General features: G+C 71.5%; 11 protein-coding genes. 7 read left to right on the forward strand and 4 right to left on the reverse strand.

The window, feature by feature from the left end; translation table 11 throughout:
• Positions 1-171: 171 nt before the first annotated feature.
• Together EOD73_RS02590 and EOD73_RS02595 are read left to right on the forward strand one after the other, a co-directional pair.
• Entirely contained in the window at positions 172-1647 is a 1476-nt protein-coding gene (locus EOD73_RS02590; protein ID WP_127680585.1) for a DEAD/DEAH box helicase, read from the forward strand.
• Positions 1648-1649: 2 nt separating this feature from the next.
• Entirely contained in the window at positions 1650-2327 is a 678-nt protein-coding gene (locus tag EOD73_RS02595) for a Rossmann-fold NAD(P)-binding domain-containing protein (RefSeq protein ID WP_240660564.1), read from the forward strand.
• On the opposite strand, the gene EOD73_RS02600 is transcribed toward EOD73_RS02595, so the two are convergent.
• Both EOD73_RS02600 and EOD73_RS02605 read right to left on the reverse strand, forming a co-directional pair.
• Complete coding sequence (locus EOD73_RS02600) at positions 2315-3109, reverse strand: DUF2189 domain-containing protein (protein WP_127680589.1); 795 nt, start codon at positions 3107-3109, stop codon at positions 2315-2317. The genes EOD73_RS02595 and EOD73_RS02600 overlap by 13 nt on opposite strands.
• Positions 3110-3118: 9 nt before the next feature.
• A complete protein-coding gene (locus EOD73_RS02605; RefSeq protein ID WP_127680591.1) occupies positions 3119-4006 on the reverse strand; it encodes a CoA transferase in 888 nt (295 codons plus the stop codon).
• A gap of 16 nt (positions 4007-4022) precedes the next feature.
• On the opposite strand from EOD73_RS02605, the gene mnmC1 reads away from it, so the two are divergent.
• The 4 genes from mnmC1 (at position 4023) to EOD73_RS02625 (ending at position 9023) form a co-directional block, all read left to right on the forward strand.
• Positions 4023-5876 carry an FAD-dependent 5-carboxymethylaminomethyl-2-thiouridine(34) oxidoreductase MnmC1 gene (gene mnmC1 / locus EOD73_RS02610; protein ID WP_127680593.1) on the forward strand — a complete coding sequence of 618 codons (1854 nt, stop codon included), beginning with the start codon at positions 4023-4025 and terminating at the stop codon, positions 5874-5876.
• A gap of 58 nt (positions 5877-5934) precedes the next feature.
• Positions 5935-6474: an Mpo1 family 2-hydroxy fatty acid dioxygenase gene (locus EOD73_RS02615; protein WP_127680595.1), complete on the forward strand. Its 540-nt coding sequence runs from the start codon at positions 5935-5937 to the stop codon at positions 6472-6474.
• The gene (locus tag EOD73_RS02620; protein ID WP_240660565.1) at positions 6471-7481 is read left to right on the forward strand and encodes a 2-dehydropantoate 2-reductase; all 1011 of its coding nucleotides are present in this window, start codon (positions 6471-6473) and stop codon (positions 7479-7481) included. The genes EOD73_RS02615 and EOD73_RS02620 overlap by 4 nt, the downstream gene beginning before the upstream one ends.
• A 132-nt stretch (positions 7482-7613) precedes the next feature.
• Positions 7614-9023, forward strand: a complete 1410-nt coding sequence (locus tag EOD73_RS02625; RefSeq protein WP_127680597.1) for a YdgA family protein — start codon at positions 7614-7616, stop codon at positions 9021-9023.
• A gap of 82 nt (positions 9024-9105) precedes the next feature.
• Here the strand turns inward: EOD73_RS02625 and rpiA are convergent, their stop codons facing one another.
• Complete coding sequence (gene rpiA / locus EOD73_RS02630; protein ID WP_127680599.1) at positions 9106-9768, reverse strand: ribose-5-phosphate isomerase RpiA; 663 nt, start codon at positions 9766-9768, stop codon at positions 9106-9108.
• A 168-nt stretch (positions 9769-9936) separates the two neighbouring features.
• Between rpiA and EOD73_RS02635 the strand changes: the two genes are divergently transcribed.
• Positions 9937-10899, forward strand: coding sequence for a diguanylate cyclase (locus EOD73_RS02635; RefSeq protein WP_240660566.1), 963 nt, complete (start codon positions 9937-9939; stop codon positions 10897-10899).
• Positions 10900-10921: 22 nt separating this feature from the next.
• Here the strand turns inward: EOD73_RS02635 and EOD73_RS02640 are convergent, their stop codons facing one another.
• Positions 10922-12445 (reverse strand): carotenoid oxygenase family protein, encoded by a 1524-nt coding sequence (locus EOD73_RS02640; RefSeq protein WP_127680601.1) that lies wholly within the window; start codon positions 12443-12445, stop codon positions 10922-10924.
• Positions 12446-12452: the final 7 nt, after the last annotated feature.

The following is a 12452-nucleotide window of genomic DNA, read 5'->3' on the forward strand; positions in this document are numbered from 1 at the left end:
CCCCCATGAAAACCTGCCCCTACACTACGCCCCGTGCATTGGCCTCCAGCCGTCTGGGCCTTGCCGGCAATCTGCAGTTCTTCATCCCCATGCGCCGCCGTGACGGCACCGTGTCTCCAACGACCGGTGATCGGCGCCAGGCCCGAACACCACGGGCTCTCTCCCATCCCCATGAACTTTGCTGATCTCGGCCTGGCCGAGCCGATCCTGCGCGCCGTGCGCGAACAGGGCTACGAGACCCCGACCCCCATCCAACAACAGGCCATCCCGATGGTCTTGAGCGGCGGTGACCTGCTGGCCGGCGCCCAAACCGGCACCGGCAAGACCGCCGGCTTCACGCTGCCCATGCTGCATCGCCTGATGGCCAAGGCCCCGGCCAGCGGTGCCAAGCGCCACGTGCGCGCCCTGGTCATGACGCCCACCCGCGAACTGGCCGCCCAGGTCGAAGAGAACGTTCGCGCCTATGGACGCCACCTGCCGCTGACCAGCACGGTCATGTTCGGCGGCGTGGGCATGCAGCCCCAAATCAACGCCCTGCGCCGCGGCGTGGACATCCTGGTGGCCACCCCGGGCCGCTTGCTCGACATCCAGCAACAAGGCCACCTGGACCTGAGCAAGGTCGAGATCCTGGTGCTGGACGAAGCCGACCGCATGCTGGACATGGGCTTCATCCACGACATCAAGAAGGTCTTGGCCCTGCTGCCCAGCAGCAAGCAAAGCCTGCTGTTCAGCGCCACCTTCAGCGACGACATCAAGGCCTTGGCCGACCGCTTGCTGAAGAGCCCGCAACTGATCGAGGTGGCCCGCCGCAACGCCACCGCCGACACCGTCGCCCAGCGCGTGTACTGGACCGGCCGAGAGCGCAAGAAGGACCTGCTGGCCGAGCTCATCAGCAAGAACAACTGGCACCAGGTGCTGGTGTTCACGCGCATGAAGCACGGGGCCAACCGCCTGGCCGAGTTCCTGACCAAGCAAAACATCACGGCCATGGCCATCCATGGCAACAAGAGCCAAGGGGCCCGCACCAAGGCGCTGAGCGAGTTCAAGGCCGGCACCTTGCAAGTCCTGGTGGCCACCGACATCGCGGCCCGCGGCATCGACATCGACGAGCTGCCCCACGTCGTCAATTTCGAGTTGCCCAACGTGCCGGAAGACTACGTGCACCGCATCGGCCGCACCGGCCGCGCCGGCTGCGAGGGCGAGGCCATCAGCTTGGTTTGCCCCGACGAAGAGCTGTTCCTGAAGGACATCGAGCGTCTGATCAAGCGCGCCCTGCCCCGCGACACCTTGCCCGGTTTCGAAGTGCCCAGCCATGAGAAGGCCGAGCCGATTCAGATCGGTCGCCAGACCATCGGCGTGCGCGGCAACGGCCGCGGCAACGGCGGCGGTGGCGGTGGACACCGCCCGCCTCGGGACGGCCAAGCTCCCCGTCGCGATGGCCGCCCGCCGGCCCCCCGCGGGGCGTCGCCCAAGCCGGCACGCACCGGGCACGGCAGCGGCCAAGGCCATGGCGGGGGCGATGCCCGTCGCTCCAGCCATGGCGCCGACGGCCAGCGCGCGGCGCGCCCGGCCGGCCAAGGCTCGGGTGGCGGCCGTCCTGCTGCGCTGTTGGGCGGTCCGCGCCGCAACGGCGGCCCCAAAGGCTGAGCATGCCCCGTTACGCCTCGGCCCCACCCTCCGCCGTGCTGCTGGCCGGGGCCTCGGGGCTGGTGGGCGGGCACCTGGCCCGCTGCATCAGTGCGGCCTTGCCGCCCGAGGGCACGCTGTGGATGCCCTTGCGCCAGGCCAGCCCCGCGCTGCTTGGCCTGCGGGGCGCCCAGGCGCTGGCCTGGCCCTTGCCCGACGCCCTGCCGCCCATGGACGTGGCCCTGTGCGCCTTGGGCACCACCTTGGCTCGCGCCGGATCGAAGGCGGCGTTTAGGGCGGTGGACTTTGACGCGGTGCTGCAGGTGGCGCGGGCCGCGCGACAGGCGGGGGCCCGGCGCTTCGGCCTGGTGTCGGCCTTGGGGGCCGATCCCGGCTCGGCCGTGTTCTACAACCGCGTCAAGGGCGAGGCCGAGGCCGCCATCGAGGCCTTGGGCTTCGAGCACCTGGTCATTGCCCAACCTTCGCTGCTGATCGGCGATCGCGCCACGCTCGGCCAAGCCCACCGGCCCGGCGAGGCCTGGGCGCAGCGGCTGAGCCCCGCCTTGGCCTGGGCCCTGCCCTTGCGCTGGCGTCCCATCTCGGCCCGGCAAGTGGCTCAGGCCCTCTGGGGCGCGTTGCAAGCGCCCGCACCCGGCGTCACGCGCCTGAGGTCGGACGACCTGGCCCGTTACGCGGGCTGATCGCTGGTGAGTTCCACCTCGACCGCGGCCCGGTAGGCGTGCCAACTGGCGTGACCGATGACCGGCGCGACCAAGGGCAAACCGGCAAACCAAGGCAGCATCGCCAAACCGACCAGGCCGGCGATGCAAGCACCCCAGCACAGCATCACACCGGGCTGCGTCAGCACCAAGCGCAGGCTGGTCAAGGCCGCCGTGATGGCGTCCACGGGTTGGTCCAGCAGCATCGGGATGGAGACGACGCTGACCGCGTAGATCAGGCCAGCGAACACGCCGCCCACGGCCAGGTAGGCCACGATGAAGTTCAGGTTCTCGGGGTTCAGCAAGGCGGTGATCGAGCCCTTGAAGTCCGGCATGCCGTCGAAGCTGACCGCGAACACCACCAACGAGGCGCGCCCCCAAACCATCTCGAGCACCAGCAGCACCATGCCGAACAGGGCCAGTGGGCCGATGCGGCTTTCGAACGCCAAGAGCGCGTCGCCGAAATCGGGCTCGCCGCCCTGTCCCAGCACCTGACTGACCCGGTACAGGCCCAGGAACAGCACGGGCCCCATCAGCAGGAAGCCCGCGGCCAGCGCCAACAGGTAGGCAGGGGCCGCTTCGTAAACCTTCAGCAGGGCCCAGCCCATGACCATGAAGCAGGTGCCGAAGAACAAGCCGATGAACGGGGCGCGGGCGAAATCCTTCAGGCCCAAAACCAACCACCGAAAGGGATCGGCCCACCCCAAGGGGCGCAGTCGCACCGACAGCCGGGAGGCGGAAGAAGGGGCAGCGACGTCGTTCATGCGGCGATGCTAGGCCGCGGGGTCTCCCTCGCCCAGAGGACAAACCACCAAGGGCAAATCATGACGCGCCGCCAAGGCTGACAAGGCCGCGGTGCTGTGCCCGGCCACCCACGCGGCCACGGCCGCGTGCGTGTCGGCGGCGCCCCAATTCGTGGGCGCAGCCAAGCCCACCAAGGCCGCCACGCGCTGACCGAAGTGCGGCTCTAGCGCGGCCAGCGCCACCCAGCCGTCTTGCGCCCGAAGGACTTGGTAGCCGGCATGCCCTCCGCCCAACAACCCACCCGGGCGGGTCAGGCCCCAACGCTGCGGGGCGGCCATGCGCTCGGCGGCCTCGGACAGGCCCACCACCCGCCGTTGAGGCACCTGCCCCTGGGCCTTGTCCAGCGCCGCCAGCAACACCGCTTGCTGCACGGCCTCGGCCCCGGCCATGTCGGCCACCAAGGTGCGCGGCAGCCCGCCCGGCGCCACCAGGCCGTGCTCGGCCTGGTAGGTCAGGTCGTGCCCCGCTTCGTTGGCCCGCGCAGGCGCGGCGGCGCCTTGGATGGCCACCATCGACAGCGCCGGGTGACGGACCCGCAACGCGCGCCAACTCAAGCCCAGGCGCGCCAGGGCCTGGGGGCGGAAGGCCGTCAGCAGGAGGTCGGCCTCGTCCAGCACCCGGTGCAGGGCGGCGGCACCGGCCGCCGACTTCAAGTCCACCGTGCGCACGCGCACGCCGCGGTGCAACTCGGCGTACACACCGGCTGCCCAGTGCCGCACGGGGTCGCCAACGGGGGGTTCGAACTTGTCGCAGCGGGCCCCCCAGCGGCGGCAGGTGGCCAGGGCCACGGGGCCGGGGATGTTCAGGGCCAGGCTGACGATGCGAAAGCCGGCCAGAGGACGATGACGCGTGGGCATGCGCCATCATGCCGCCATGCGCAAGCCCCAGTTGCCCACGGCCGACCTCGATTGGCGCGACCCCCAGCGTCCCTATTCGCGAACCCGGCAGCGCGCGATGGCGTCCGGGGAAGCCGCATGGACCCGGGCGCGCACCCAGGTGCTGGACGGCCTCGACCTCCCCCGCGCCTGGGCCGGACGCCGCCGCTACACCCTGCTCCTCGTGGGGTGCGAACTGGGGCATGCGCTGGCCTGTGCGTGGGACACCTGGCGGGCCGACCCCGCGGCCCCGGCGCGCTTGGACCTGTTGGCCGTGGACGATGCCCCGGTGGCCCGCCATGACCTGCAGCGCGAATTCGGCGAGTACCACGCCCTGGCCCAAGCCTGGCCGGTGCTGACGCCCGGCTGGCACCGCGCGCGCCTGGCAGGGGGCGGCGCCCACCTCACCCTGGCCTGGGGCGACCTGGCCGACACCCTGCCGGATTGGTGGGCCGAGGTGGATGGGATCGTGCTGGACGCCGAGGCCCCGCTGCCCGAGCGCGCCTGGACCGCGCTGGCCCGCATGGCCGCCCCCGGCGCCCGCTGCGCCGGCGCCGAAGTCCATCGCGTGGCCGCCCAGGCCCACGGCTTCGTGCCCGACGGCCCGGCAACTTGGGCGCACCGGCCACGCCACCGCCCCAGCCCACCCCCCGGCCGCATCGCGCTGGCCCCAACCGCCCGCACGGCGCTGGTGGTTGGCGCTGGCCTGGCCGGCGCCGCCTGTGCCCAGGCGCTGCAACGCGAGGGCCTGGCCGTCACCGTGCTGGAGGCCGGTCCGACCGTGGCCCACGGCGCCAGCGGCAACCCGGGTGGCTTGTTCCACGGGACTTTGCATCCCGACGACGGCCCCCACGCCCGTTGGAACCGGGCCGCCGCCCTGCACCTGCGCCAGTTGCTGTCGAGCACGCCGCTCCCCTGGCGCCTGGACGGCTTGCTGAGGCTGGTCCCGGAGTCGCGACCCGAGGACCTGGTGGCCCAGCTGACGGCCCTGGCCCTGCCGGCGGACTACGTCGAGGCACTCGCACCCGACGCGGCCAGCACGCGCAGCGGCTTGCCCCTGGCCAGCCCGGCCTGGCACTACCCCGGCGGGGGCGCGCTGGCGCCGGCCGACTTGGTGCAGCAGTGGCTGCAATCGGTGGACCTGCGCCTCAACACCCCGATCGACCAATGCCTGCCCACCGACCACGGCTGGGCGGTGCTCCAAGCGGGACGCACGCTGGTGCAGGCCGACCTGCTGGTGCTGGCCGCCGGCGCCGCCCTGCCCCGCTTGCTGGCGCCTTGGGACCCTGGCCTGGCCCAGCTGCTGACGCCCCAACGGGGCCAAGTCAGCTGGTTGGATGCCGACACCGCCGCGCGGGCGGCACGTCCGCAAGGACCGGTGGCGGCCGGGTCCTACGTGCTGCCACTGCCGGACGGGCGCTTGGTCGTGGGCGCCACGGCGCACGACCACGACCCCGAGCCGGCCCTGCGACCGGCCGACCACGCCGCCAACGCGCGCGCCTGGCAACGCCTGTGCGGTGCCCCAGCGGACCTGCTTCCCCAGCAGGGGCGCGTGGCCTGGCGTTTGCTGGCCCCCGACCGACTGCCCCTGGTCGGCGGGCTCGTCGACCCGTCGGCGCCCTCGCCCGTGCGCGCCACCCAGGCCAGCGCTTGGGCCCGGCGCCCCGGCCTCGTCGTGTGCGGCGCCTTCGGCTCGCGCGGCATCACGTCCAGCGCGCTGGCGGGCGAGTTGGCCGCCGCGCTGGCGCTGGGCCTGCCCGTGCCCGTCGAACGCGGCCTGGTCGACGCCCTCGACCCGGCTCGGTTCGCCGTGCGCGCGCTGCGCCGGCAGCCGGGGGTGTCAAAGCCCTGACAGACAAGGCGCCGGCCGGCGCCTAGCATTCGCGCCAACCCCGCCAAGGAGCCTCCCCATGAGCAGCCTGTTTCGCCCCGCCGTCGACCTGATGAGCATGTACGCCGCCTACCACCGCGACACGCGCAACATCGCCACCCACTTCGTGGGCATCCCGATGATCGTGTTCGCCGTCAGCGTGCTGCTGGCCCGGCCGGCCTTCGAGTTGGGGGGCTGGACGCTGACGCCGATCCACCTCGTTTGGGCCTTGGCCACCCTCTGGTACCTGAGCCGGGGAGCCTTCGTGCTGGGCCTGGCCACCAGCGTCGTCAACGGCGCGCTGATGCTCCTGGCCCTGCCCTTGGCCGCCGGCAGCACCGGCGCCTGGCTGGCCTGGGGCCTGGGGGCCTTCGTGCTCGGCTGGATCATCCAGTTCGTCGGCCACAAGTACGAGGGCCGCAAGCCGGCCTTTGTGGACGACCTGGTCGGCCTGCTGGTGGGCCCGATGTTCGTGGTGGCCGAGGCCCTGTTCATGCTGGGCTGGGGCAAGGCCCTGTTGGCCGAAATCGAGTCGCGCGTGGGCCCCACGCGGTCTGGCCCGCCCGCCCAAACCGCGTGAGCATCCCGATGCACGCGCCCGGCCCGGTCTGGGTCATGGGCGCGGGCCTGATCGGCACCTACGTGGGCGGTCGCCTGGCTGCCGCCGGGGTGGACGTGCGGTTCATCGGCCGGGCGTCGTTCGGCGAGCGCGTGGCCCAGGGGCTGCGCCTGAGCGACCTGGACGGGGGCCGCTGGTCGGTGCCGCGCCTGAACTGGCACACCGAGTTGCCACCGGCCGACCCGGCGCCCGCGCTGGTGCTGCTGTGCGTGAAGAGCGCGGCGACGGCCAGCGCCGCCGCGCAGTTGCAGGCCCGGTTGCCCCAGGGCGGCGTGGTGCTGTCGCTGCAAAACGGGGTGGACAACGCCGCCCAAGCCCAGCAGGCCGCGCCCGGACTGCAGGTGCTGCCGGGCATGGTGCCGTTCAACGTCGCGCAACCCGAAGCCCAGCGCCTTCACCAGGGCACCAGTGGCACCCTGATGGCGGCCGACGCCCCGGCCCTGCGCCCTTGGGTCCCGGTGTTTGGGGCCGCGGGCCTGCCTTTGCAATTGCGCCCCGACATGCTTGCCGTGCAGTGGGCCAAGTTGCTGCTGAACCTGAACAACCCGGTCAACGCGCTGTCGGGCCGCCCCTTGCGCGCCCAGTTGCTCGACCGCGACTGGCGCGCCTGCACCGCGGCCCTGATGGAAGAAGCCCTGCAGGTGCTGCAGGCCGCGGGGCAGCCCGTGGCGCGCCTCACGCCCTTGCCCCCGCGGCTGCTGCCGGCGCTCCTGCGCGCGCCAACGCCCGTCTTCCGCGTGCTGGCCGCGCGGATGTTGCGCATCGACGACGAAGCGCGCAGCAGCATGGCCGACGACCTGGCCCAGGGGCGCCCGCCCGAAATCGACGCCTTGTGCGGTGCCGTGGTCCGTTTGGGCCGAACCGTGGGGCGCCCCACGCCACGTAACCAGGCCATGGTGGAGGCTTTGTCGGCGTCCCCGCTGCCCAGCCGCAGCGCCCTGGCCTGGCGGCAGCACTTGACGGGGTGAACGACAGGCTCTCCTCCGTTCGGAGGACCGGGTTTCGGGGCCGACCCTAGCCGGGGCGGTGGGGGCTTGCCCTCACAATGGCACGGCCGGCCATGGGCCGGCGCTTTTTTTGACTTCCCCCCCAGGAAACACATGAACACCCTCACCAAAGTCGGCGCTGCAGTGGCAGTGGTCGTCGTCGGCTGGGCCGCGGGCACCGTGGTCACCGGCCAGCGCGTTCAAGCCAAGCTGGAAACCCAAGGGCCGCTGGGCGAGCCCCTGGAAGGCGGCTTCTTCAAGGTCGTCAACAGCGAGTACCGCAAGTCCTTCCTGGGGGCCAAGCGCACCATCTCCATCGACATCGGCTGCGCCCAAGACGGCAAGCCCGCGCCGCGCCTGATCGTCCAGCAAGACATCCAGCACGGGCCCTTCCCCGGCTTCAGCAGCTTCGGTGCCGCCCGGATCACCACCTCGCTGGTGCTCGACTCCGAAGCCCGCGCCCGCATGAAGGAAGCGATCGGCACCGACGAGATGCCGCTCAAGATGGTGACCCTGGCCGGCTACGGCGGCGACTCGCGCACCGACGTCAGCTCCGCCGGCTTCACGGCCAAGAACGCCCAGCAGGGCCTGCAAGTGACCCTCAAGCCCCTGAGCTTGACGCTCAAGTCGGCGACCAGTGGCGACACGGCGCTGACCTACGACGTGCAGGGCTACGAAGTCCAAGACGGCAAGGGCACCACCATGGTGCTGGCGGGCATGAAGGGCTCGGCCAAGGGCATGGCCCCGCATTGGTACGCCATGGGCACGCAAGCCGAAGGCGTGATCGACCGCTTCGAGATGCGCCTGCCCCAGAGCGGCGACAAGCCCGCCTTCTTGCTGACGAACTTGAAGGTGTCGTCGACCGGCGCCATCGCCAACGACCTCTACAGCGTGCAGTCGTCGCTGACCGGCAACGCCGAAGTCGCGGGGCACAAGCTCGAGGACTTCACGATGAAGGCCTCGATGAAAAACTTGAAGGCCAGCGCCTACGCCAAGCTCATCAGCACCGTGATGCAGCCCAAGCTGGGTTGCGACAAGCCGGGCGAGCCGCCGGCCATGGCCGTAAAGCGCCAGATGGAGGCCATGCAGGCCGACATGATCGCCCTGCTGCCCAGCGACCCCGAGTTCAGCCTCGATGAACTCAGCGTCAAGCTGGAGGGCCACAAGGCCTTGTTGAGCTACGCCGTGGGCGCCAAGGGCATGACCGGCGACGACCTCAAGGGCGACAACCCCTTGGCCTGGGTCGGCAAGGTCAAGGTCAACGCCATGGTGGAAACCTCGATGGGCTTCTTGCAGGCCGTGGCCAAGCTGGCCGGCCAACCGCACCAGGCCTTGGACGGCATGGTGGCCCAGGGCGTCGAGAAGGGCTTCTTGAAGCGGGAGGGCGACAACCTCAAGGCCGTCTTCGCCTTCGACAAGGGCGAGGCCCTGCTGAACGGTCAACCGATCCCGCTGCCGGGCTTGACCCCGCCGGCTGGTGAAGCCACAGCCGCCCCGGCGCCGGAAGGCATCCCGCCGCAATGAGCGGGCGGGGCGCAAGCCCCGTCTTGAATCCCAGGACCGAGGCCGAGGCCTCGGTCTTTTTTTTGCCCCGACGCCGCCGACCTCAGTCGTGCAGTCGGGTGCGCACCCCCTGGGGCGTGCCGATCAGGGCCACGCGCGCGCGATGCCGGGCGAACACGCCCACCGTGACCACGCCGGGCCACTGGCTCACCTCGGCCTCGAAGGCCAGGGGGTCGGTGATGCGCAGGCCGCGCACGTCCAGGATGTGCTGGCCGTTGTCGGTCACGCACCCTTGGCGCACCTGGGCCGTGCCGCCCAGCGCCGCGAAGCGCCGGGACAGCTGCGCTGCCGCCATCGGGATGATTTCGACGGGCAGCGGGAAGGCGCCCAGCACGTCGACGCACTTGCTCTCGTCGGCGATGCACACGAAACGCTCGGCCAAGTCGGCGACGATCTTTTCGCGGGTCAGCGCGGCGCCGCCGCCCTTCACCATGTTCCCTTGGGGGTCGATCTCGTCGGCCCCGTCCACGTACACACCCAGGCGCTCAACGCTGCTTGCGTCCAGCACCGCGATGCCGGCGGCCGCCAAACGCTGGCTGCTGCGCTCGCTGGAGCTGACCGCGCCCGCCAGGGCGATGCCGCTGGCGGCCAAGGCGTCGATGAACAGGTCCACGGTCGATCCCGTGCCCACGCCCAGCACGGAGCCGGGTTCCACATAGGCCAGGGCGGCCTGCGCCACCAGGCGCTTGAGTTCGGTTTGGTCCATGGCGCCATTGTCCGGGTTTCCCTGAGCCGACCGAAGCGCGCATCCCCGGGGCACCATCGGGCACACTGGCAGCAAGATGAAGCGCGAAGGGCCAGAACCCCGAAACAATGCGGCCTATGGGCGCCGGCCATTCGCCCTTGTTCGCGCTCGCGCGCTGGAGCTTGAATCGTGAGCGCGTGGTGGGGCGAGGCGGGCGCGCACCTGGCCGTGTTGGGCGGCGGCCAAGAGCGGCCGAAGGTGCTGCTGGTGGACGACCAGGCCGTCAATCTGCAGGCCCTGCACCAGGTGTTTCAGGCCGACTGCCAGGTCTTTGCGGCCACGTCGGGCGTGCAGGCCCTGCAACTGGCCAGCGCGCACTTGCCCGACCTGGTGCTGCTGGACGTCGTCATGCCCGACTTGGACGGCTACCAGGTCTGTGCCCAGCTCAAGGCCAACCCGCTGACGGCCCACATCCCCGTCATCTTCGTGACCGGCAACCGGGACGAAGAAAGCGAGGCCAAGGGCCTGGACGCCGGGGCGGTGGACTTCATCAGCAAGCCCATCAACGCGCGCATCGTGCGCGCCCGTGCCCGAACGCAGATCCTGCTCAAACGCCAGTCCGACCTGCTGCGCCAGTGGGTCTACGTCGACGGCCTCACCGGGGTCGCCAACCGGCGGCGCTTCGACGAGCTCAGTCGCATCGAGTGGGACCGAACCCAGCGCCGTCGCGCCCCTTTGTCCCTGGCGCTCGTGGACGTGGACTGGTTCAAGGCCTACAACGACCACCTGGGCCACCAAGCAGGCGACGACTGCTTGCAAGCCCTGGGCGATGCGCTGGCGTCCGGCGCGCGCCGCGCCGGCGACCTGCTCGCCCGCTACGGGGGCGAAGAGTTCGTGCTGTTGCTGCCCGACACCCCGCTCGAAGGCGCCGTGGCGCTGTCCGAGCAATTGCGGGCGACGGTGGAGGCGCGCGCCCTGCCCCACCCGGGCTCGCCCATGGGCCGGGTGACCATCAGCGTGGGCGTGGCTTGCCGCGATGCCGACGCGCCCCTGCCCAGCTTGGAGGCCCTGCTCCAGGCCGCCGACACGCGGCTCTACGCCGCCAAGCGCGAGGGCCGCAATCGCGTGGCCGCCCTCGCCCTGCCCCACTGAGAGCGGCCCGCGCGCGGGCCGCTCAGGCCGAGCGCTGGAAGTGGCCGTGGAATCCCAAGGGGACCCAGTACGGCAGCCACACGGTGGCCAGCGGCCCGGCCGACAGGGCTTCGGCGTCGAACACGGCGGCGAAGCTGCGCTGACGCCGGGCGTCGAAGCCCGTGCCCAACAACCAGCCTTCGCCCTCGCGGCGGCTGCCGGGCTTGGGCACCAACAGGTGCTCCTCCACCACGGTGTCGGGCCCGAAGTCGAACACCTCGGTGTGGCCGCGCTCCAGGTCCAGGCGCTGCACAGCATTGAAGCCCCAGCGGTCCGCGAGCCCGCGCTGGGTCGGGGCGTACACGTAGCGGTAACGCTGGGCCACCACGCGCGGGTCGACCTGCGGGAACTCTGTGGACTCGCTGCGCGCCGCGATCGAAACCCGCCCCTGGCGCAGGTCCAAGGTCATGAAGCGGGCCTGGCTGGGCGCGCCGTGCGCGGCCATCGCGCCTTCCAACACCGCGTTGAACCGACCCGACAAGAACTCGTCCATGTCGCTTTGCACGTAGTCCAGGCGGATCGTGCCCTGCCCGTCGTCCCAGGCGTTGCCGAAGTGAAAGACCAAGCCCGCCGGCGCTTCAAGGGTGTGCTGCAACTCGAGCGTCGCCTTGTCGATGACCACCACCCGCATCGCTTCGTCGGCGCGCCAGCGCATCGCACTGACCATCGAGGCCCCCGCACGCGCCGCCTCCAGGTCCAAGCCCAAGGGGGGCAGCAGGAACACGAGGTGACGCTGCGTCACCACGAAGTCGTGCACCATCGCCGCGGTGGGCAGCGACAGCACGCGGCTGCGCAGCAGCCGGCCTTGGGCGTCGATCTGGTAGAGCGCCAAACGGCCCAAGAAGGTTCCGAAGTTCCACAGCGTGCCGTCGGCCTCGCGCTTGGGGTGGGCGCTGAAGGGCATGCCGCGCAGCTCAGGCGCCCAGGTCTTCGGGCCCAGGGTGCGCAGGGTCTGGGGGTCCAGTTCGTGGGCCGATCCCCCTTCCCACAGCGCGTACAGGCGACCGCCCTGCACGGTGACGCTGGTGTTGGCGGTGTTCATGTCGTCGCTGCCCCGCACCGGCCGACGCGCCGGCACGAGGGTGCCGAAGGCGGGCACCAAGAACTCGCCGGCCTCTTGCTCGGCGCTGAACTTGCGCGTTTGCACGAACCGGGCGGTGTGGCGCAGGGCCTCGGGCCCCAACTGCCAGGCCTGGACCAGGCCGTCGCCATCGAACCAATGGCGGTAGCGCAGCCCGCCCCGGCCCAGCAGGCCCGGGCCGTTGCGGTACAGCGTGCCTCGCAGTTCGCGCGGCCAGCGGCCTTGCACGCGAAGGCCCTCGGCCAGCCGGTCCTGCCCGTCGCTCCAGCCGCGCAGGGGCTGCAGCAGCGGGTGCTCCCCGAACGGCGAGGGGTTCAGGCCCTCCGCGCGCGCCGGGCTCGGGGCCGCCCAGCTGTGGCCGGTGGCCAGGAGGGCCGTGGTGAGGGTCGCGCCAGCCTGGCCCAGCAGGGTGCGTCGTTGCAGCATGGGGTCT

The organism is Inhella crocodyli (genome assembly GCF_004004565.1).
In the GTDB taxonomy this organism is placed as follows: domain Bacteria; phylum Pseudomonadota; class Gammaproteobacteria; order Burkholderiales; family Burkholderiaceae_C; genus Inhella; species Inhella crocodyli.

What these genes read in the sequence shown, in the direction of transcription:
- EOD73_RS02590 (WP_127680585.1), top strand. Translation starts at nt 172, where the DNA reads ATGAACTTTGCTGATCTCGGCCTGGCCGAGCCGATCCTGCGCGCCGTG.
- EOD73_RS02595 (WP_240660564.1), top strand. Translation starts at nt 1,650, where the DNA reads ATGCCCCGTTACGCCTCGGCCCCACCCTCCGCCGTGCTGCTGGCCGGG.
- EOD73_RS02600 (WP_127680589.1), bottom strand. Translation starts at nt 3,109, where the DNA reads ATGAACGACGTCGCTGCCCCTTCTTCCGCCTCCCGGCTGTCGGTGCGA.
- EOD73_RS02605 (WP_127680591.1), bottom strand. Translation starts at nt 4,006, where the DNA reads ATGCCCACGCGTCATCGTCCTCTGGCCGGCTTTCGCATCGTCAGCCTG.
- mnmC1 (WP_127680593.1), top strand. Translation starts at nt 4,023, where the DNA reads ATGCGCAAGCCCCAGTTGCCCACGGCCGACCTCGATTGGCGCGACCCC.
- EOD73_RS02615 (WP_127680595.1), top strand. Translation starts at nt 5,935, where the DNA reads ATGAGCAGCCTGTTTCGCCCCGCCGTCGACCTGATGAGCATGTACGCC.
- EOD73_RS02625 (WP_127680597.1), top strand. Translation starts at nt 7,614, where the DNA reads ATGAACACCCTCACCAAAGTCGGCGCTGCAGTGGCAGTGGTCGTCGTC.
- rpiA (WP_127680599.1), bottom strand. Translation starts at nt 9,768, where the DNA reads ATGGACCAAACCGAACTCAAGCGCCTGGTGGCGCAGGCCGCCCTGGCC.
- EOD73_RS02640 (WP_127680601.1), bottom strand. Translation starts at nt 12,445, where the DNA reads ATGCTGCAACGACGCACCCTGCTGGGCCAGGCTGGCGCGACCCTCACC.